The 20,098-nt window shown below is 65.2% G+C and carries 14 protein-coding genes and 2 pseudogenes; 11 read left to right on the forward strand and 5 right to left on the reverse strand.

Annotated elements, in window-relative coordinates:
* Positions 1-125 precede the first annotated feature (125 nt).
* The gene (locus ACRHIG_RS01235; protein WP_489629147.1) at positions 126-2,051 is read left to right on the forward strand and encodes a phosphoethanolamine transferase; all 1,926 of its coding nucleotides are present in this window, start codon (positions 126-128) and stop codon (positions 2,049-2,051) included.
* A 9-nt stretch (positions 2,052-2,060) separates the two neighbouring features.
* Here ACRHIG_RS01235 and ACRHIG_RS01240 read toward each other — a convergent pair whose 3' ends face one another.
* Positions 2,061-3,677, reverse strand: a complete 1,617-nt coding sequence (locus tag ACRHIG_RS01240; protein ID WP_489629148.1) for a MutS-related protein — start codon at positions 3,675-3,677, stop codon at positions 2,061-2,063.
* A 230-nt stretch (positions 3,678-3,907) separates the two neighbouring features.
* Here ACRHIG_RS01240 and ACRHIG_RS01245 point away from each other — a divergent pair, with 230 nt between their 5' ends.
* The 8 genes and pseudogenes from ACRHIG_RS01245 to ACRHIG_RS01280 all read left to right on the forward strand — a co-directional run bounded on the left by ACRHIG_RS01245 (position 3,908) and on the right by ACRHIG_RS01280 (position 12,803).
* Positions 3,908-5,140: an efflux RND transporter periplasmic adaptor subunit gene (locus ACRHIG_RS01245; protein WP_475413845.1), complete on the forward strand. Its 1,233-nt coding sequence runs from the start codon at positions 3,908-3,910 to the stop codon at positions 5,138-5,140.
* Positions 5,141-5,175: 35 nt separating this feature from the next.
* Entirely contained in the window at positions 5,176-5,892 is a 717-nt protein-coding gene (locus tag ACRHIG_RS01250) for an ABC transporter ATP-binding protein (RefSeq protein WP_489629149.1), read from the forward strand.
* Positions 5,893-5,901: 9 nt separating this feature from the next.
* Positions 5,902-7,224, forward strand: coding sequence for an ABC transporter permease (locus ACRHIG_RS01255; protein ID WP_489629150.1), 1,323 nt, complete (start codon positions 5,902-5,904; stop codon positions 7,222-7,224).
* 28 nt (positions 7,225-7,252) lie between these two features.
* Positions 7,253-8,491 carry an ABC transporter permease gene (locus tag ACRHIG_RS01260; protein ID WP_489629151.1) on the forward strand — a complete coding sequence of 413 codons (1,239 nt, stop codon included), beginning with the start codon at positions 7,253-7,255 and terminating at the stop codon, positions 8,489-8,491.
* Between the two features lie 28 nt (positions 8,492-8,519).
* On the forward strand, positions 8,520-9,872 hold the full coding sequence (locus tag ACRHIG_RS01265; RefSeq protein WP_489629152.1) for a sigma-54-dependent transcriptional regulator: 1,353 nt from the start codon (positions 8,520-8,522) through the stop codon (positions 9,870-9,872).
* A 14-nt stretch (positions 9,873-9,886) separates the two neighbouring features.
* Positions 9,887-11,203: a sensor histidine kinase gene (locus tag ACRHIG_RS01270; protein ID WP_475413850.1), complete on the forward strand. Its 1,317-nt coding sequence runs from the start codon at positions 9,887-9,889 to the stop codon at positions 11,201-11,203.
* 238 nt (positions 11,204-11,441) lie between these two features.
* Positions 11,442-11,965, forward strand: a pseudogene (locus tag ACRHIG_RS01275) (FxDxF family PEP-CTERM protein).
* A 58-nt stretch (positions 11,966-12,023) separates the two neighbouring features.
* Positions 12,024-12,803 carry a spermine/spermidine synthase domain-containing protein gene (locus ACRHIG_RS01280; RefSeq protein WP_489629153.1) on the forward strand — a complete coding sequence of 260 codons (780 nt, stop codon included), beginning with the start codon at positions 12,024-12,026 and terminating at the stop codon, positions 12,801-12,803.
* 15 nt (positions 12,804-12,818) lie between these two features.
* On the opposite strand, the gene pdxR is transcribed toward ACRHIG_RS01280, so the two are convergent.
* Positions 12,819-14,291, reverse strand: coding sequence for a MocR-like pyridoxine biosynthesis transcription factor PdxR (pdxR, locus tag ACRHIG_RS01285; RefSeq protein ID WP_489629154.1), 1,473 nt, complete (start codon positions 14,289-14,291; stop codon positions 12,819-12,821).
* A 108-nt stretch (positions 14,292-14,399) separates the two neighbouring features.
* Between pdxR and ACRHIG_RS01290 the strand changes: the two genes are divergently transcribed.
* Positions 14,400-15,056 carry a pyridoxamine 5'-phosphate oxidase family protein gene (locus ACRHIG_RS01290; RefSeq protein ID WP_489629155.1) on the forward strand — a complete coding sequence of 219 codons (657 nt, stop codon included), beginning with the start codon at positions 14,400-14,402 and terminating at the stop codon, positions 15,054-15,056.
* 85 nt (positions 15,057-15,141) lie between these two features.
* Positions 15,142-15,971, forward strand: a pseudogene (locus ACRHIG_RS01295) (class I SAM-dependent methyltransferase).
* Positions 15,972-16,029: 58 nt separating this feature from the next.
* On the opposite strand, the gene ACRHIG_RS01300 reads toward ACRHIG_RS01295, so the two are convergent.
* From ACRHIG_RS01300 to ACRHIG_RS01310, 3 genes are all read right to left on the reverse strand, one after another.
* Entirely contained in the window at positions 16,030-16,215 is a 186-nt protein-coding gene (locus ACRHIG_RS01300; protein WP_489629156.1) for a hypothetical protein, read from the reverse strand.
* A gap of 276 nt (positions 16,216-16,491) precedes the next feature.
* A complete protein-coding gene (locus ACRHIG_RS01305; protein ID WP_489629157.1) occupies positions 16,492-18,129 on the reverse strand; it encodes a serine hydrolase in 1,638 nt (545 codons plus the stop codon).
* A 23-nt stretch (positions 18,130-18,152) separates the two neighbouring features.
* On the reverse strand, positions 18,153-20,012 hold the full coding sequence (locus tag ACRHIG_RS01310) for a M1 family metallopeptidase (protein ID WP_489629158.1): 1,860 nt from the start codon (positions 20,010-20,012) through the stop codon (positions 18,153-18,155).
* Positions 20,013-20,098: the final 86 nt, after the last annotated feature.

The raw sequence follows: 20,098 nt of genomic DNA on the forward strand, positions 1-20,098 counted from the left end.
ACCTCCCGGCGATTGACGATTTGGCATTCTTTCCCTGCGGCCAAGGAGCGCACGGCCGCATTCTTGTATGACCGCAAGACAACAAAAGGATTGATAATAGCGGACATTTTTCGCTGCCTCCCTTTATGCGCTCCTTGCTTCGCCCCGCCAATCTGTTCCTGCTCCTGACGTATGCCTTGCTGACGGCCGTGCCCTTCATCCCCACGCTGCTGGGGCGCGCGCTCGAGCATCCCTGGCAGATGCTCACCTTCGAGCTGCTGGCCTGGCTGGCCGTCTGGAGCGTGTTCCAGCGCCCCGCCTACTTCCACTGGCTGCTGGTGCCCGCCTTCCTGGCCCTGCCGACGGAAATCTACCTGTTCATCTTCTATGGCCAGGGCATTTCCACGCACCACCTGGGCATCATCTTCGAAACCAGCCCCAAGGAAGCGATGGAATTCCTCGGGCAAAAAGTATGGCTGATGGGCGCCGTCATGCTGGGCGTGATCGCCTGGTGCGCCCTGAGTTGGTATGCGGCCACGCGCACGCGCGACCTGGACTGGCGCGGCAAGACGCGCCCGGCCGCCTTCGTGCTGCTGATCCTGCTGGGCGGCTTCTGGTGGTATGGCTACGAATTCGGCTTCGAGGCCAAGGCCGTGCACAGCGCCCCCGCGCCCGCCAAGGCCAGCGGGCCGGCGGCCAGCGGCAAGGCGGGCGCCTCCGGCTTCGGCGACGCCAGTTCGGCCGACGACGACACGGCAGAGGAAGACGAAGAAAGCAGCAAGCCGGAGAACGCCAGCATCGCCGGCGCCGACGAAACGGGCCTGGGCTGGCCCAGCCTGCCCCACTGGGCGCGCCTGCCCTACGCCTTCGACACCGTCAGCAATTCCTGGCCCTTCGGCCTGGCCGTGCGCGGTTTCGACTTCTACAAGGAACGCAAATACCTGGCCGAGCTGGGACAGAAAAGCAGCACCTTCCGTTTCGGCGCGCACCAGCAGCAGCCCGATCCCCATCCGGAAGTGGTGGTCATGGTGATCGGCGAATCGTCGCGCTACGACCGCTGGAGCCTGAACGGCTACGAACGCGACACCAATCCCCTGCTGAAGCAGGAAGCCAACCTGGTGCCGCTGGCCGACGTCATCACGGCCGTTTCCGCCACGCGCCTGTCCGTGCCCGTCATCATCTCGCGCAAACCGGCCACGCAAAGCCTCAAGGATGGCTTCTCGGAAAAATCCTTCCTCACCGCCTACAAGGAAGCGGGCTTCAAGACCTACTGGCTGTCGAATCAGATCTCGTTCGGCCAGTTCGACACGCCCGTCTCCGTGTTTGCCAAGGAAGCGGACGTGGTGCAATTCCTGAACCTGGGCGGCTTTACCAACAGTTCGAACTTCGACCAGATCCTGTTCGATCCGTTCAAGAACGCGCTGGCCGACCCGGCGCCGAAAAAACTCATCGTGCTGCACACCCTGGGCAGCCACTGGAACTACAGCCAGCGCTATCCGAAATCGTTCGACAAGTGGCAGCCGTCGCTGTTCGGCGTCGACAAGCCCGTCTACACGGACACGGCCATCAAGCCGCAGCTGAACAACAGCTACGACAGCTCCATCCTGTACACGGACTGGTTCCTGTCGAACGTGATCGGCATGCTGAAGGACGATGGCCAGCGCACCGCCCTGCGCAGCTCGCTCGTCTATGTGGCCGATCACGGCCAGACCCTGTACGACGGCACCTGCCGCCTGGCCTTCCACGGGCATAACACGCAGTTCGAATTCCACGTGCCCGCCTTCGTCTGGTACTCGCCGCAATTCCAGCAACACTATCCGGACAAGGTGACGCAGCTGCGGCGCCATCAGAAATCGCGCCTGTCGACGGAAAACATGTTCCACACCCTGCTCGACCTGGGCGACATCCGCTTCGCCGGCGAACAACCCGAATGGAGCATCGCCAGCCCCCGCTTCAAGCAGCACAAGCGCTACGTCGACAGCTATGGCTGGACCAACTACGACAACGCCATCATCCGTGGCGATTGCCGCGAAGTGATCGACAAGAGCACGCCGGAAAAGCAGGACAAGTAAGGGCGGCCATCAGGCCCGTTCCAGCACGCCGCCGCACTCGGCCGGTTGCGCCATGTGCGTGCTGAGCCAGTCGAAGACGCGCCCGGCCTTGTCCGCGATACCGGCGTCAAAACCGCGCTGCGCCAGCAGGGCGATGCCGTTCGTGGCCTGCAGCACGCCGGGCGCCAGCAGCAGCGCGCCCGCATCGTCGCGGCGCACGCACCACGGCGCCAGGCAGTCTTCCAGCAAGGGGCCCAGCACCAGGTTGTGCGACGAGACGATCACCAGGTGGCGCGCGGCCAGCGTATGCAGCACGGCGGCGGCCGCCGCCACCGATTCGAGGTGGTTCGTGCCGCGGAAAATCTCGTCGATCAGAAACAGCGCCGGCGCGCCGCCCTCGGCCAGCGCCAGCAATTCGCGCGCGCGACGCAATTCGGCGATGTACAGACTTTCGCCGCCATCGAGAGCATCCTCGTTCTGCATGCTCGCATACAGGGGCAGCATGGGCACCTGGGCCGCCTGCGCGTAGCAAAAGCCGAAGGCGCGCGCACTGATCAGATTGAGGCCCACGCCGCGCAACAGCGTACTTTTACCCACCGCATTCTGCCCCGAAATGAAGGCGCCGCGGCCATTGAGCCGCAGCGACAGCGGCATGGCGCCTTCCAGCAGCGGATGCACCACGGCATCGAGCGACAACTGCCGCGCATCGGTTTCCTGCGCCCAGCAAAACTGCGCGCGGCCGCGCAGGTGGCGCGCCAGGGCCAGGTCCGCTTCCAGGTCCGCCAGCAGCAGGAAACTCTGGCGCAGGAAGGCGCGTTCGCGCCGCACCACGCGCAGGCTGTGAAAGTAGCGCCGGATATTGCCCAGCATGAGCCAGTCGTCATATTCGCTCAGCAGGGGAATCATCTTGACCCAGCGCACTGGCGTGATCTGGCGGTTGATCACGCCGGCAGCCCGTCCACCTTCTCGCAGGTCCGCCGTGAACGGAGTATCGAGCGCGCCCAGGCGGCCATGCACCAGCAGTATCCGCTGCAAGGTAAAGACGCTGCGCTCCCACGGTTTGCAACGGTCGTGAAAGCGCATCTGCAAGGCCATCAGCAAGAGCCAGACGGGCACCGCGACGGCCCAGGCCAGTGGCGCAAACAGCCACGCGGCCAGCAGCGACGCCAACAACGCCAATGTCGGCAGCAGCAGCCAGCGGCTCCACCACGGTGGTGCTGGCGGCGCTGCGCCGCACAGCAGCGCCGCCACCTCCATGTCTGCCGTCCGCAGCGGCTGCATGGCTTGCTCGATCACCGCCTGCTGTGCCGGCGCGGCCAGCAGGGCCGCGATGCGCGCCCGCGAGGCGGCGTCCGCCGTGCCGCCCGCCAGTCGCTGATGCAATCGCTGCTGGCCAAGAATGCTGGTCTGCGTGGCCAGTTGCGCATGGTAGGCATCGAGCAGCATTTCCTCCCACGTCTGGCTATCGAGCTGGGGCGAACCACCCTGGAGCCGTTGCAGCATGGCGATGTCGCTGGCGGCAAATGGATAATCGAATTCCGGCGGCTCGGGCAGGCTGGCGAACTGGCGCAGCCAGCGTTTTAAACTGGCCAACGGGGACGGCTTGGGGGACGAGGCAGGCATCATGCTCCAGAAAGGTGCCAGCATGGCGCCGCGCGCCATCACTGCCAGGCACAGATCAGGTCGATTGCCAGATTATCAAGATCCATACGTGCGCGGACACCCACTGGACGGCGCGGACACGCCGGACAACCGGACACTTTACATTTTCCCCTTGCAAATCAACACCTTGGTTCTGGCACGGAACCTGCATACAGAAGGGCATTGTCCACGAAATGTCCACCATGATCCGCGATACTTCTTCCCAAGATGCCGTAGTGAGCGCCCCACCGGGCCAGCGCCACAAGCAACGCGCCCTGCTGCTGGCCGGCGCCGTCCTCGTCATCGGCGGCGCCGTCGCCGTGTTCTCCGGCTGGCGCAACAGCGAACATTCCGTCAACGCCAGCCGCCTGCGCATCGCCGACGTCACGCGCGGCACCCTGATCCGCGACGCGGCCGTCACGGGCCGCGTGGTCGCCTCGATCAGCCCCACCCTGTATTCGACCACGGTGGCCACCGTCACGCTGAAAGCGAAGGCGGGCGACACGGTGAAAAAGGGCGACATCCTGGCCGTACTGGAGTCGCCGGACCTGTCCGACGCCCTCAAGCGCGAGCAGTCGAGCGTGCAGCAGCTGGAGGCGGAAGTGGCGCGCCAGCAGATCCTGGCCAAGAAGCAGAAACTGCTGGCGCGGCGCGAAGCGGATACGGCGGAGATCGAGCGCCTGTCCGCGCAGCGCACCCTGGAGCGCTACGAAAGCGTGGCGCAGGTGGGCATCATCGCCAAGATCGACTACCAGAAAGCCAGGGATGCACTGAATTCGGCCGATATCCGCAGCAAGCACGCCTCGCAGGCGGCGGGCCTGGAAAGCGAAGACGTGACCCTGGCCCTGAAAACAAAAAGCAATGAACTGGAACGCCAGCGCCTCGTCCGCGACAACGCCCAGCGCAGGGTCGACGAGCTGACCGTGCGCGCCCCCGTCAACGGCTTTATCGGCACCCTGTCGGTGGCCAACCGCAGCGTGGTGCAAGCCAATACGGCCCTGATGACCCTGGTCGACCTGTCGCAGCTGGAAGTCGAGCTCGAGGTGCCGGAAACGTATGTGGCCGACATGGGCCTGGGCATGCGCGCGGAAATCGAAACGGGCGCCATCCGGGCGACCGGCAGGCTGTCGGCGCTGTCGCCCGAAGTGGTGAAGAACCAGGTGCTGGCGCGCGTGCGTTTCGACGGCGCACAGCCGGCCGGCCTGCGCCAGAACCAGCGCGTGGCGGCGCGCCTGCTGATCGATGAAAAACCGGACGTGCTGATGCTGGCGCGCGGCTCCTTCGTCGAAGCCGAGGGCGGCCGTTTCGCCTACGTCGTGCGCGATGGCGTGGCGATCCGCACGCCGATCAAGCTGGGCGCGACCAGCGTGGCGGCCGTGGAAATCCTCGACGGCTTGAAGCTGGGCGACAAGGTGGTCGTCGCCGGCACGGAAAACTTCGAGAACGCGGCACGCGTCTCGCTTAACTGAATCTCACTCATCTCACTCCCACAAGAGGCCCCGCCATGCTGCGCATGCACAACCTGAGCAAAGTCTACCGCACCCACATGATCGAAACCCACGCGCTGCGCGGCTTCGACATCCATGTGCAACAAGGTGAATTCGTCACCGTCACGGGGCCGTCCGGCTCGGGCAAGACGAGCTTTCTGAACATCGCCGGCCTGCTGGAAGAATTCACCGACGGCGAATACGTCCTCGATGGCGTCAACGTCAGGGGCATGGACGACAATGCCCGCTCGCGCCTGCGCAATGAAAAGCTGGGCTTCATCTTCCAGGGTTTTAATCTGATCCCCGACCTGTCGCTGTTCGACAATGTCGACGTGCCGCTGCGCTACCGTGGCTTCAACCGCGCCGAGCGCAAGGAGCGCATCGAGGACGCGCTGGCCAAGGTGGGCCTGGCGTCGCGCATGAAGCATTATCCGGCCGAATTGTCGGGCGGCCAGCAGCAGCGCGTGGCGATCGCGCGCGCGCTGGCCGGCTCGCCCAAGCTGCTGCTGGCCGATGAACCGACGGGCAACCTGGACACGCAGATGGCGCGCGGCGTGATGGAGCTGCTGGAAGACATCAACGCGCAAGGCACCACCATCCTGATGGTCACGCACGATCCCGAACTGGCGCTGCGCAGCCAGCGCAATGTGCACATCATCGACGGCCAGGTGTCGGACCTGGTGCAGCACGGCGCCTCGCTGTCGGCCAGGCCGCAGCACGCCGCGACCGTGTAAGGAGAGACCATGTTCCGCTACTATTTCACGCTGGGCCTGCGCAGCCTGCGCCGCAACCGCGCCCTGACCGCGCTGATGGTGCTGACCCTGGCCGTCGGCGTGGCCGCCAGCGTGTCCACCGTCACCATCCTGCACGCCATGTCGGGCGATCCGCTGCCGCACAAGAGCGACCGTCTGTTCGTGCCGATGATCGACGTCGTCCCCTTGAAAAGTTATGTGCCGGGCGCCAAGCCCAGCTTCGGCCAGTCGCAGCTGGCCTATACCGACGCGAAGAATTTCATGGCCAGCAAGGTGGGCGTGCGCCGCACCGTCATGTACGGCGTGGCCGGCCCGGTCGAGCCGGCACGCACGGATATCGGCGCCTTCCAGGCCCAGGGCCTGGCGCCCACGCGCGATTTCTTCGCCATATTCGAAGTCCCTTTCCTGCATGGCCAGCCATGGAGCGAAGCCGATGACGCCAGCGGTGCCGACGTCATCGTGCTGAGCCGGTCGCTGGCGGAAAAACTGCTGGGTACGGTCAATCCCGTGGGCCGGCGCGTGATGGTACTGGGACAGCCCTATCTGGTCAGCGGCGTGCTCGATCACTGGGATCCCGTGCCGCGCATACACCGCATCATCGGCAGCAAGGGCGCCTTTGGCACGGAAGATGAATTCTTCATTCCATTTGCCAGCGCCATCCGCCATGAAACGCGGCATGACGGCGGCATGGCCTGCAGCGGCGTCGAACGCGGCCCCGGCTTCCAGGGCACCCTGGCGTCGGACTGCACCTGGCTGCAGTTCTGGTTCGAGATGGAAAGCGCGGACCAACGTGGCGAGCTGCAGGCATATCTCGACAGCTATGCTGCCGAGCAGCGCAAGCTGGGCCGCATGCCGCGCCACGCGCCCAACGCACTGTACAACGTCAAGGAATGGATGGTGTTCCTGAACGTGGTCGACAACGACAACAAGCTGGCGGCCTGGCTGGCCTTCGGCTTCCTGCTGCTATGCCTGGTCAATACCATCGGCCTGCTGCTGGCGAAGTTTTCCGTACGCGCCAGTGAAGTGGGGATCCGCCGTGCGCTGGGCGCCACGCGGCGCGACATCTTTCGCCAGTTCCTGATCGAGACGGGCGTCATCGGCCTGGCCGGCGGCGTGCTGGGCCTGCTGCTGGCGTATGCAGCGCTGGCCGTCGTGCGTACGCAATCGAAGGAACTGGGCACCGTGGCACACATGGATATTCCGATGCTGCTGCTGACATTTGCCGTCTCCGTGCTGGCCGCCCTGCTGGCGGGTTTGCTGCCCACCTGGCGCGCTTGCCAGGTGACGCCGGCGATACAACTCAAATCCCAATGACATTTACCGTACCGCAATGAGGTTCAACATGGAAATCCGCCCCATCCTGTCGGCGCTGATGCGCAGCAAAACCGGTGCCGTACTCGTCGCCGTGCAGGTCGCCATCAGTCTGGCCATCCTGGCCAACGCCCTGCATATCGTTAACCTGCGCCAGGCGATCGCCGCCCGCCCCACCGGCGTGGCCGCTGAAAACGACATCTTTTATGTCAACATCCAAAGCATGGACAAAGGCAGCCACCAGCGCCAGCTGGCCGACCAGAAACGCCAGGCCGCCTTGCTGCGCGGCCTGCCCGGCGTGCTTTCGGTGGCGCAGACCTCGCAGGCCGTGCTGTCGCGTTCCGGCAGCAGCACCAATGTCTCCATCAAGCGTGGACAGCCCACGGCCAGCGCCACCACGTCGATGTATTTCACGCCTGACTCGCTGGTCAAGACATACGGACTCAAGCTGGTGGAAGGCCGTGATTTCCATCCCGACGAGGTGCTGGAAATCGATGAAAAAGTCGATGATATCTTTCCCAAGGTGGTCATCGTGACGCTTGCCGCAGCGCAAAAGATCTGGCCTGGCGAAAGCAGCTTTGTCGGCAAGACCCTGCTCAACGGCACCGGTGACGATGACGACGAAATGCGCGTGATCGGCGTGGTGGAGCGGTTGCAGACACAGGTCGGCCAGGTCAGCGCGCACGGCGAGCATTCGCTGATCCTGCCGGCGCGCCTGACGGGTTCGCGCGACTCGCTGCTGTACGCCGTGCGGGCCGAGCCTGGACAGCGCGACCGCCTGATGAAGGAGGCCGAGCAAGCCATCCGCAGCGCCAGCAGCGAGCGCCTGCTGGTACGCACCGATACGCTGGAAAAGCACCGCACGTCACGCTACCGGGCCGACCAGGGTTTGTCCTGGATGCTGATCGCCGTCTCGGCCCTGCTGCTGCTGGTGACGGCCAGCGGCATCGTCGGCATCGCCAGCCTGTGGGTGACGCAGCGCAGGAAGCAGATCGGCGTGCGGCGCGCACTGGGCGCCCGCCGCATCGACATCCTGCGCTACTTCCTGACCGAGAATTTCATGATCACCAGCGTCGGCGTGGCGGCCGGCGTGCTGCTGGCCCTGGCGCTGAATCAGCTGCTGGTCAGCCAGCTGGAAATGGCGCGCCTGCCCTTGCCATATCTGCTGGTTGGCGCGCTGGTGTTCTGGCTGCTGGGCTTGGGCGCCGTGTACGGCCCGGCATGGCGCGCGGCCAGCATTTCGCCGGCCACCGCCACCCGCAGTACCTGAGCCGGCACCTGAGTGATATGCTGCGCGCATGCCTACCGTACTGATTATTGACGACAACGCCGCCGTGGCCATCGCGCTCGACGTGCTGTTTTCCCTGCACGAGATCGACGCCGTGCGCGCCGCCTCGCCCGAGGAAGGCTTGCACCTGCTCGAGCGCCACACCATCGACCTGGTGGTGCAGGACATGAACTTCACGGCCGACACCACGTCGGGCGAGGAAGGCGGCGCGCTGTTCCACGCCATCCGCGCGCGCTACCCCGACCTGCCCGTGATCCTGCTGACGGCATGGACCCAGCTCGACGCGGCCGTCGAACTGATCAAGTCCGGCGCGGCCGACTATCTGGCCAAGCCCTGGGATGACCGGCGCCTGATCGCCAGCGTGCGGAACCTGCTGGAACTGGGACAGGCCAACCGCGCGCTGCGCCAGCGCGTGGTGGCCGAGCAGCGCCAGCGCCACGCCCTGGAACACGACTTCGACTTGCGCGGCATGGTATGGCAAGACCCGGCCACCGAAAGAGTCGTGCACCTGGCGTGCCAGGTGGCGCGCGCCGACGTTCCCGTGCTCATTTCGGGGCCGAACGGCAGCGGCAAGGAACGCATCGCCGCCATCGTGCAAGCCAATTCCCAGGTCGCCGGCGGCCCCTTCGTCGTGCTCAATTGCGGCGCCGTTCCCGTGGAGCTGATCGAGGCGGAACTGTTCGGCGCCGAGGCGGGCGCCTATACCGGCATCACGCGCGCGCGCGACGGCAAGTTCGACGCCGCCGACGGCGGTACCTTGTTCCTCGACGAGATCGGCAACCTGCCGCTGGCCGGACAAATGAAACTGCTGCGCGTGCTGGAAACGGGACGCTTCGAACGCCTCGGCTCGAACCGCGAGCGGCAAGTGAAAGTGCGCGTCATCAGCGCCAGCAACGCCGACCTGCCGGCGATGATCAAGGCCGGCACGTTTCGCGAAGACCTGTTCTACCGCCTGAACGTGATCGAACTGCGCCTGCCGCCGCTGGCCCAGCGCCCGGCCGACATCCTGGTGCTGGCGCGCCACTTCCTGGGCGGTGAAAAAACGCTGGACGCGCAGGCGCAGGCCACCCTGCTGGCACACGCCTGGCCGGGCAATGTGCGCGAACTGAAAAACGTCATGCAGCGCGCCAGCCTGCTGGCGACCGGCCCGGTGATCGGCGCGCAGGAAACGGGCTTGCCGCTGGCTGGTGCCACATCGCCGCGCACGCCGCAGGATGTCGGCGCGACGGAACCGGACCGCGACAGCGTCGCCGCGGCGCTCGCGCGCGCGCATGGCGTGGTGGCGCAGGCCGCGCAGGAACTGGGGCTGTCGCGCCAGGCCCTGTACCGGCGCATGGAGCGCCTGGGCATCGCGCGCGGCTGATGGCAGACCGCCCCATGCGCCTCTCGCTGCTCACGCGCTGGACGGCGCTGATCGTCACCTTGCTGGTGCTGGGCATCGTCATCGCCCTGCTGCTCGCGCACTTCTTGCCAGGCCAGCCGCTGCTGGTACTGGCCGGTACCCTGCTGTGCGTGCTGCCCGTGGCCGTCATTACCATCCGCGCGCAGCTGCAGGCGATGCTGTCGCTGTTTCGCGCCTTGAGCGGCACGGTGGCCAGCTACCAGGACGGCGACTTCGGCTTCAGCTTGCGCTGGCCGCAGAACGATGAACTGGCCGACCTGGTGGCGGCCCACAATGCGCTGGGCGACGTGCTGCGCAAGCAGCGCCTGGACCTGGTGCAGCGCGAACTGCTGCTCGACACCATGGTGCAAAACACGCCGGTGGCCATGCTGCTGGTGGCCGAGGGCAGCGCCATCGTCTACGCCAACCTGGCCGCGCGCCAGCTGCTGCACCACGGCCGCCGGCTCGAGGGGCAGCACTTGACCGACATCGTGCGGCAGGCGGCGCCGGCCCTGGCCGAGGCGCTGGCGCGCCGCAACGACGGCCTGTTTACCAGCGGCGAAGGGGAACAGGAAGAGGTGTATCACCTGGCGCGGCGCAGCTTCAGTCTGAACGGGCGCAAGCACGAGCTGCTGCTGCTGCGCCAGCTGACGCTGGAGCTGCGGCGCCAGGAAGTGCAGACCTGGAAAAAGGTCATCCGCGTCATCAGCCATGAGCTCAACAACTCGCTGGCGCCGCTGGCCTCGCTGGCCCATTCCGGCGCCGAGCTGGTACGCCGCGGCCAGACGGCGCGCCTGCCGCAAATCCTCGCCACCATCGAGGAACGCACGCGCCACCTGGAAACCTTCATCCTCGGCTATGCGCGCTTTGCCAAGCTGCCCGCGCCGCGCCTGGCGCCGTGCGAATGGCAGCCCTTCCTCGACGGCCTGGCATCGCAAGCAGCCTTCACGCTCGACGGCCCGCCGCCCGCGCAGGCGGCCGTGTTCGATGCGGCGCAAATGCAGCAGGCGCTGCTCAACCTGCTCAAGAATGCGTTGGAGTCCGGCTCCAAGCTCCAGCATATCGGCCTGCACGTCAGCCAGGCGCATGGCCAGCTGCGCATCGAAGTGCGCGACCGCGGCCCGGGCATGAGCGGCGCCGTGCTGGAAAACGCGCTGGTGCCGTTTTACTCCACCAAGCGCAGCGGCACGGGGCTGGGCCTGGCCCTGGCGCGCGAAATCGCCGAAGCCCATGGCGGGCGCATCACCCTGGCCAACCGCGAGGACGGCGGCCTGGCGGTGACCTTGATTCTTCCCTTACTGGATAGAAATTAGTTCCTCGTGCAACTATCGTTACATCACAAAATCCCAGACTATTTTTAAGTAAAATATTGATAATAATAGTTTTAATTATCACAACTCCTCGCGTCCTATGCCCGTGTGTTAGAAATAAGCTATTTAAGTTTGCATAATGATATAAAAATAGCTCATTGACAACGAATTATCTTGGCGATAATTTATCACTGCGGTACGGTTTTTTTGAAACATCAATCGTTTTTTCGCGGGGATCAACATGAAATTAAAATCACTCATCGCAGCGGCGGTACTCAGTGCCGCCTCCATCGGCAGCGCCAGTGCCGCCGCCTACACCGTCAACCTCGTCAATACCACGGGCAATCTGTGGACCAGCGGCTTCAACGCCGTGCCCAGTCCGCTCGGCGACTTCACCGATACCTTCACGTTCACACCCAACGCGACCTTCGGTTCCACCGCGCAAGCCTTCCTGGCCAACCTGTCCGTCACGGGCTCGGACAGTTCCTCCATCAGCTTCAGCAGCGCCAACCTGAACGGCATTTCGCTAAGCGGCTTTGGCGGCCCCACCGTCTTTGGCTATGCCCAGGGCGAAATCCTGGCGCCCACGAGCGTCCTGTTCAACGGCCCGCTGGTTCTGACCGTGATGGGCAACACCAAGGGGGCAGCTATGGCGGCGTCTTCAACCTGAACCTGGCGCCCGTTCCCGAACCGGAAACCTATGGCATGCTGCTGGCCGGCCTGGGCATACTCGGCTTCCTGGCGCGACGCCGCAAGCAATCTTGAACGCTCCTCCCCAAAGACGCCGCGGCGTCTTTTTTCATGTGGCTGCTACACTGGCGCCATGACGACCGACTTTATCTCCACCAGCAACACCGCTTTCAGCCACCCGGGCCACCCGCCCGCCACCACCACCGAACACCGCGGCATCCGCTACCTGCACCTGGGCACCAAGTGGGTGCAGGGCGCCATGCGCCTGGATAAACCCGACGCCATCGAGCTCGAATACGTGCAGATGATGATGATGTGGATGCTGTTCAAGACGCAGCCCAAACGCATCGTGCAGCTGGGCCTGGGCAGCGCCGCGCTGACCAAGTTCAGCTACCGCCGCTTTCCCGACGCCACGGTCACGGCCATCGAACTCAATCCGAACGTGATCGCCATCTGCGGCGCCCAGTTCGCGCTGCCGCCCAATGATGATCGCCTCGATGTGCGCGAAATGAATGCGCTCGACTTCGTGCTCGACCCCGCCAACCACGGCACGGTCGACGCGCTGCAAGTGGACCTGTACGACGAAGACGCGCGCGGCCCCGTGCTCGACACGCCCGAGTTCTACCAGGCCTGTTACGACTGCCTGACGGACGACGGCATCATGTGCACGAATGTCTTCGGCGACTTCCCCAACTACGACAAGAATTTGCAGGCGATGGAACTGGTCTTCGACGCCGTCGTCTGGGTGCCGGAAATGGAAGATGAAAACATCGTCGTGCTGGCCTTCAAGAAATCGCCGTCGCTCGACTTCAGCGACTTGTACGAACGCGCCGCCACCATCAGGAAACAGTTCAACCTGCCCGCCAAGAACTGGGTCAACGGCTTGAAGCAGTGGATGCAGGACCAGCAGTAAGGCAGTAGCACGGCATCACGCCGGCAGCAGCGCGCCCAGGCGGCGTGCCAGGCCATCCATGTTCTCGGCCGGCACCTGCGCATAACCGAGCAGGAAACCGTTCCAGCCCGCCCCGTCTCCCGTGCCGTGCGCGGACAGCGCCAGCGCCACGATGCCGTCCCGCGCGGCGCGGCGGCTCAGCGCCAGGTCATCCCATTCCGTGTCGTGAAAACGCAGCGCCAGGTGCATGCCGGCCGTGCCGCCATGGATGGCCGCGCCCGCGCACGCATGGCGCTGCAAGGCCTCGCTCAAGGCGTCACGGCGCTGGCGGTACAGCCTGCGCATGCGGCGCACATGGCGCGCAAACAGGCCGCTGCGCAGGAACTCGGCCAGCGCCAGCTGTTCAGCCACGCGGCCGCGCGCGGCGCCCTGCGCCTGCATCTGCGCGAAGGCCCCGGCCAGCGCGGCCGGCACGACGATAAAGGCGATGCGCAAGGCGGGAAACATGGTCTTGCTGAAGGTGCCCAGGTACACGACGGGCGCGTCGGCCACCAGTCCCTGCATGGCCGCGAGGGGCGGCCCGCCATGGCGAAACTCGCTGTCGTAATCATCCTCGATGATCAGCGCGCCCGCCGCCCGCGCGCGTTCGAGCAGCGCCATGCGGCGCGCGGGACTGAGCACGCTGCCGGTCGGATACTGATGCGACGGCGTCGTGTAGATCAGGCGCGGCGGCGTATCGCGCCAGTCCTCGTCCGTCGGCGCGATGCCATCCATGTCGACGGCGATACCGGTCACCTGCAAGCCGGCACCACGGCCAGCCGCCAGCGCGCCGCCATAACCGGGATGCTCGATCCACAAGGTATCGCCCTGGTCGGCAAAGGCGCGCAGGCAGACATCGAGGCTGCTCTGCGTGCCGTCCGTGATGAACACCTGGCGCGCATCGCAGACGACGCCGCGCGCGGCGCGCAAATGGTCGGCGATGGCCATGCGCAGCTGCGGCTCGCCGGCAGGGTCGCCATAATTGAGCTGGCGCGGCGTCAGCGCGCGCCACGCGCGGTCCAGCATGCGCCGCCACTGCGCCAGCGGAAATTCGTCGAGCGCCGGCACGCCAGGCGCGAACGCGCCCATGGCGTCGGCGGGAAACACCACCGCCGCATTCACATCCTGTCCCGCCACGCCGCGCAAATGCCGGGCGCGGCGCGACAAGCCATCCTGGCCAGCGCTCGCTGGCGATGCCACCGGCACGCCGGCGCCGCCGGCGACGACGGTGCCGCGCCGGTCCGGCAAGACAAACCCTTCGCTGGCCAGTTGCTCGTAGGCGTACAGCACAGTATTGCGCGCCAGCCCCAGTTCTGCCGCCAGCACGCGCGTGGCGGCCAGGCGCGTACCGGGCGCCAGCTGGCCGCTGCGGATGGCGGCACGCAGGCATTCATGCAGCAGGCGCTGGCGCGGCCAGCCCTGCTCGCGGTGCGTGCGCTCGAACGCGCCCAGCAGCAAAGCGAAATCCATGCGCCCCTTTCATCGTGGCTCTATATTATTTGTCAGTTCTGGATCTTTTTTCAGGGCCAGATGCCGATTATAGTGCGGCCTGCTTCTTCAACCAACCGGACCTCCGCCATGACCGCTACCGCCCTGCCTCCCAGCCCCCGTACCCGCGTGCGCCGCGTCGCCGAACTGGCCAGCTATGAGCAAGCCGCCCTGTACGCCATCGTCGATGCCGCCTACCTGTGCCATATCGCCTTCCACGACGACAAGGGCAGCCATTGCATCCCGACCGCCTGCTGGCGCATCGAAGGCCACCTGTACATCCACGGTTCGAACGGCAGCCGCATGCTCAAGCGCTTGCAAGACAGCGACGTCTGCGTGACCATCACCCATCTCGATGGCCTGGTGCTGGCGCGCTCGGCCTTCAATCACACGATGAACTACCGCTCGGCGATGGTGTACGGTCAGTTTGAAAAAGTAAGCGATATCGGCCAGCAGCATGCGGCCATGGACGCGCTGATGGAAAAGCTGGCGCCGGGGCGCCTGGCGCACGTGCGCGGCGGCAGCGCCAAGGAATACGCGGCCACCACCGTGCTGCGCATCGCGCTCGACGAATATGCCGTCAAGCAGCGCCAGGGCGGCCCGCTCGACGATGCGGACGACATGGCGCATGCCGTCTGGACGGGCGAACTGCCGTTTACGCACGGCCGTGGCGCGGCCATTGCCGATGCGCTCAACACCAGCGACATGCCCGCGTATACCGCCGCCTGGGGCACGGAATCCGCTTGACCGGCCAGCGTGCTTGCCCGATGATCGGCATTGATGGCGATCGCCACCAAGTTAGCAACCGATCCAATCACGCATGGAGCATATGATGATGAAGCGAGTATCCCTGGCCGCGGCCCTGACGGTCATGCTGGCCTGTGGCGGCAGCGGCGCGGCGCTGGCCGCCGATGCGGGCGACGCGGCGCTGAAGGCGGCCATTGCCGGCAGTGCGCGCACGCCAGCCAATGCGCTGCGCGACAGCGCCCGCCACCCGTATGAAACACTGACGTTCTTCGGCATCAGGCCGACCATGACGGTGGTGGAACTGGCGCCCGGCGGCGGCTGGTACACGGAGATCCTGGCGCCCTACTTGCGCGACAACGGCAAGCTGATCGCCGCCGGCAACGACCCGCAGTCAAACAGCGAAGGCGCCCGCCGTGGCGCGGCACGCTTCCAGCAAAAACTCGACGCCAACCCGGCCGCCTTCGGCAAGGTGGAAATCGGCGCCTTCGCGCCCCCACCACCTACCGCATCGCGCCCAAGGGCACGGCCGACATGGTGCTCACCTTCCGCAATATCCACAACTGGATACCGATCGGCGAAGCGGGCATGCAGATCCTGTTCAAGGAAGTGTATGACAGCCTGAAACCGGGCGGCGTGTTCGGCGTCGTCGAGCATCGCCTGCCGGCGCACAAGGCGCAGGACGCCACGGCCAGCAGCGGCTACATGCACGAAGCGTATGTGATCAAGCTGGCCGAAGGCGCGGGCTTCAAACTGGCGGCCAAGTCGGACATCAACGCCAATCCGAAAGACACGGCGGACCACCAGGGCGGCGTCTGGGCGCTGCCGCCCACCTACGCCAACAAGGATGTGGACCGGACCAGGTACGCGGCCATCGGCGAGAGCGACCGCATGACCTTGAAGTTCGTCAAGCCATAGTCAATCCAACGGCGGCGTGCCGATCCGGCGCGCCGCCCGAGCACGGATCTAGATCCAGCTACAGGTGGATGCCGTACACGCCGCACAGGCGCTTGACCAGGGTGCAGGAACTGGCATCGCCATCCACCACGCACGCGGTGTAGGCTTCCTCGCAGGTTTCGCGCGATGGCAGGGCATACGCGGAAGAACTGACGGCGCCGGCAAAACCGACGGCGGCGCAAAAGACGAATACAGCTTTTTTCACATTGATCATTTTTATCCCATTCCCAAGAGTTGAGTCGTTATAAAAACCATGGCACAAGCGCCAGCCGCCCGCATTCAGCTATCTCCCAGGCATATGGCGCATGGAAATAGTAGCAGCTTGAAAAGTTAGTAAATGCGCAAACAAGAAATCAAGATAACGTTTCTTTTTCATCCCTTTTCATGGAATAAAAACCGGCCCGCCCCCCTCCCGTCGCGCATTTGCATGGCGACAGGCGAAAAAAACCGCAGCCCAGGCTGCGGTTCTTGTAGCGACCCCTTACTTCTTCGCTTCCTTCGGCTTCACCGGCACCAGGCTCAGGTCCTGGAAGTCGTAGCTGAAATCCGTCTCGGCCGACACGGGCGCCATCTTCACGCGGTCGATGCTGCCATCGGGGTTGAGCGAGAACGTCACGTAGGCATCGGCATTGAAGTTGCGCTCTTTCCAGCGCACGATGAAGGTGTCGTGCTGCCAGTGTTCCAGCTCGCCCGTCAGGTCCGGCGTGCGCGTGAAGCTGAGGATGTGTTTTTTGCCTTCCGGCCTGATCACGACCTTGCCATACCAGGCGTCCTCATACTCGCCGTCGTACGCCGCCAGCGGCAGCGACGGTTGCGATTTCGCCGCGCGCGCGCTCGACGCCTTGCCCTGCTTTTTCACTTCTTCCGCATGCTGGTCCTGCTCCACCTTGGCCACCAGCGCCAGCCAGTCCGACGGCGCCGCCTGCAGGTAATGGTCGAGGATGCGCCATTGCAGCGCCGTCATGGAGCCGCCATTTTCCGCATTGGTGAGGATGGCCACGCCCAGTTTCGCTTCCGGCACCATCACCACGCGCGAATAGAATCCCTGCAGCGCGCCGCCGTGCATGGCGACCTTCATGCCCTTGTAGTCGCGCAGCTGGAAGCCCAGGCCATATGCGCTGAAGTTCGGTTTCGTCGCGGCCAGCGCCGGCTTCGGCTCGGGAATCTTGATCGGCGTTTGCGCCGTCCACATTTCGCGGCCCTGCTTTTCGCTGAACAGGCGCGCTTCCTTGCCGTCCTTGCCCGGCACGCCGGCGATCTTGCCGCCGTCGAGCAGCACCATCATCCACTTGGCGATATCTTCCGCATTCGTGTTGATGCCGACGGCGCCCACGGCGTTCGGCACGGGCATCGACTTGACGGCGGCGATCCTGCCGTCGATCTTGCTGTGCGCGCTGGCGACGTCGGGATTGCCCGCATTCTCGGCCAGGCTGGTGGTGGTGCCCGTCATGCCCAGCGGCGCCAGGATGCGCTCACGCATGGCCTCGCCCCAGCTTTTTCCCGCCTTGTCGGCGATGATCTTGCCGGCCACAATATACAGCAGGTTATCGTAGGCATAGCTGTTGCGAAAACTCGTGGCCGGACGGATGTAGCGCAGCTTCTCGATGATCTCGTCGGTGCTGAACGTGGTGGTGGGCCACCACAGCAAGTCGCCGGCGCCCAGGCCCAGGCCGCTGCGGTGCGTCAGCAGGTCGCGGATGGTCATGGCGCCCGTGACGTAGGAATCGTGCATCTGGAAGCCGGGCAAATGCTTGGTGACGGGATCGTCCCAGGCCAGCTTGCCCTCGTCGACCAGCATGGCCAGCGCGGCGGCCGTGAAACCCTTCGAGTTCGATGCCACCTCGAACATGGTCCGCGCATCGACGGCGGCCGGTTCGCCCAGCTTGCGCACGCCAAAACCCCTGGCGGTGACGACCTTGCCATCCTTGACGATGGCGATCGCCATGCCGGGCACGTCGAATACTTTCAGGGCGGTGGCGACGTCGCGCTCAAGATCGAAGGCCGGCGCAGGCGCGGGCGCTGCGGCAACGACGGGGGCGGCGTCAAATGCCAGCGCCGGCACGCTGACGCCGGAAAACGCCAGCACGATGGCGGCGGCAAGGCGGTTCATGGTATGCATGGTCAGGATGTCCAAAGAAAGGTTCAATGCGCTTGCGCGGCCATCAATTTATCGACGCTTTCCTGCGTCACCGGGTGGTAGCGTTCGCGCGCCTGCGCATACACGTCCTTGGCCCAGGCATGGCCTTGCGGCGTCTTCATCAAGGCGCTGTACAGGGGCACGACGAACTTCTGGCGGCCCACGCTCAGCAGGAATGCCTGCAAGGGCTGGCGCACGTCGTAGCCGGCGTTCACGGAGGCCAGATAGAAGCGGTAGGCGACTTCATTGTTGCCGCTCTTGCCCACGCCGTAGACCTGGTCCAGCTCACGCAATTGCGCCGCGCTGGCCTTATTGTTGATGTCGTTCAGGAAGTGCATCGATTCGATGGCGATCCACTTGTCCATGCCCAGGTCTTTCGTCGCCAGCTCGCCTTTCAGCCAGGCGTCGCGGTGCTGGTCGAGCAGCGCCAGGCGCGGCGAGACCACGCGCTGCGCGCTGGCCGGCACGCCCGTGCCATACAGCCATTCCTCGAGCTCCGCTTCCGGCATGACGTCCGGATGCCGCGCCAGCAGGTTCTTGCGCAGGTAGGCGATGAACTGCTCCGTCGTCACGCTCTGGAACGCATGCTGGTCGAACCAGCCGCGCAGGAAGGGGTCGAACACGGCGCGGCCGGCGCGGCGCTCCATGGTGGCCAGGAACCAGGCGCCCTTAGGGTAGATGATGCCGTCGTCCGTGTACGTTTCCGCCGGGTTGGCGTCGGCGTCGCGCGTGATCAGCGCCGTTTTCGCGGCCGGCAATTCGCGGATCGAGGCGGCCAGTTCTTCCTGGTCGACCTGCACGCCCATCTGCGCCACGTCGCTGCCATACAGCTGCTCGACGATGCGCGTCGTGACGTAGGTGGTGAAGCCTTCGTTGAGCCACATGTGCTTCCACGAGGCGTTGGTGACCAGGTTGCCCGACCACGAGTGGGCCAGTTCATGCGCGATCAGGTCGACCAGGCTGCGGTCGCCCGCGATCATGGTCGGCGTGAGGAAGGTCAGGCGCGGGTTTTCCATGCCGCCGTAGGGGAACGAAGGCGGCAGCACGATCATGTCGTAGCGCCCCCAGCCATAAGGGCCGTACAGCGCCTCGGCCGCCTGGATCATCTTTTCCGTGTCGGCCAGCTCGTATTCGGCCGCCTTGATGCGCGGCGGTTCCGCATACACGGCGGAGCGTGGGCCGAGCTTGCGCACTTCCAGTTCGCCGATGGCGATCGCCAGCAGGTACGAGGGAATCGGCTGCGGCATCCTGAATTTCCAGCCGCCCTTGCCCGTCGCCTTTTCGTCGTTCTCGGCGCTCATCACGACGCGCATGCCGCTTGGCGCCTCGATGCGCGCGCTATAGGTGAAACGCACGGCAGGCGTATCCTGCGACGGCACCCACGAGCGGGCGTTGATGCTTTGCGACTGGCTGAACATGAAAGGCAGCTTGCCCGACATCGTCTGCTGCGGCGTGAGCCACTGCAGCGCGATGGCGTTCGGCGCCGTGTGATAGTAGACGCGCACCTTGCCCGGCTGGCCCGTGGTGGTGATGCGCAGCGCCTGGCCCTTTTCCGCGTCGGCCTTGTCCAGCTGGTACGGCGCCATCTGCCATGCGCCGCGCTTGTCCTGTACCTGCACCTTGGCGATCGACAGATCGCGCGTATCGAGCACCAGCGTGCGCGCCGCCGGGTCGATCCAGTTCAAGGACAGCTCGGCATAGCCGGAGAGCGTCTTTTGCTTGAAGTCGGCTTTCAGGTCCAGCTGCAGGTCGCGCGTGCGCACCTGGTCGTAGCGCGCGTAGCTGAGGGGGTCGGCGTGCGCGGCCAGGGTCACCTGGCAAAGTAGCGCACAGCCCAGCGCGCGCAGGAAGGTCAAAGTTTGCATGGTCGTCTTTTGAATGATTTGCGAAAGCCCCGGTCCGTGTGCGCCGGGGCGTCGCGCAGAATAGCACTTCCGGCGCAGGCCGGCAG

Source organism: Janthinobacterium sp. C22 (assembly GCF_057919405.1).

Bases quoted from the DNA above. Each gene is read 5' to 3' on its own strand.
- ACRHIG_RS01235 (WP_489629147.1), top strand. From the start codon at position 126: ATGCGCTCCTTGCTTCGCCCCGCCAATCTGTTCCTGCTCCTGACGTAT.
- ACRHIG_RS01240 (WP_489629148.1), bottom strand. From the start codon at position 3,677: ATGCTGGCACCTTTCTGGAGCATGATGCCTGCCTCGTCCCCCAAGCCG.
- ACRHIG_RS01250 (WP_489629149.1), top strand. From the start codon at position 5,176: ATGCTGCGCATGCACAACCTGAGCAAAGTCTACCGCACCCACATGATC.
- ACRHIG_RS01255 (WP_489629150.1), top strand. From the start codon at position 5,902: ATGTTCCGCTACTATTTCACGCTGGGCCTGCGCAGCCTGCGCCGCAAC.
- ACRHIG_RS01260 (WP_489629151.1), top strand. From the start codon at position 7,253: ATGGAAATCCGCCCCATCCTGTCGGCGCTGATGCGCAGCAAAACCGGT.
- ACRHIG_RS01265 (WP_489629152.1), top strand. From the start codon at position 8,520: ATGCCTACCGTACTGATTATTGACGACAACGCCGCCGTGGCCATCGCG.
- ACRHIG_RS01270 (WP_475413850.1), top strand. From the start codon at position 9,887: ATGCGCCTCTCGCTGCTCACGCGCTGGACGGCGCTGATCGTCACCTTG.
- ACRHIG_RS01280 (WP_489629153.1), top strand. From the start codon at position 12,024: ATGACGACCGACTTTATCTCCACCAGCAACACCGCTTTCAGCCACCCG.
- pdxR (WP_489629154.1), bottom strand. From the start codon at position 14,291: ATGGATTTCGCTTTGCTGCTGGGCGCGTTCGAGCGCACGCACCGCGAG.
- ACRHIG_RS01290 (WP_489629155.1), top strand. From the start codon at position 14,400: ATGACCGCTACCGCCCTGCCTCCCAGCCCCCGTACCCGCGTGCGCCGC.
- ACRHIG_RS01305 (WP_489629157.1), bottom strand. From the start codon at position 18,129: ATGCATACCATGAACCGCCTTGCCGCCGCCATCGTGCTGGCGTTTTCC.
- ACRHIG_RS01310 (WP_489629158.1), bottom strand. From the start codon at position 20,012: ATGCAAACTTTGACCTTCCTGCGCGCGCTGGGCTGTGCGCTACTTTGC.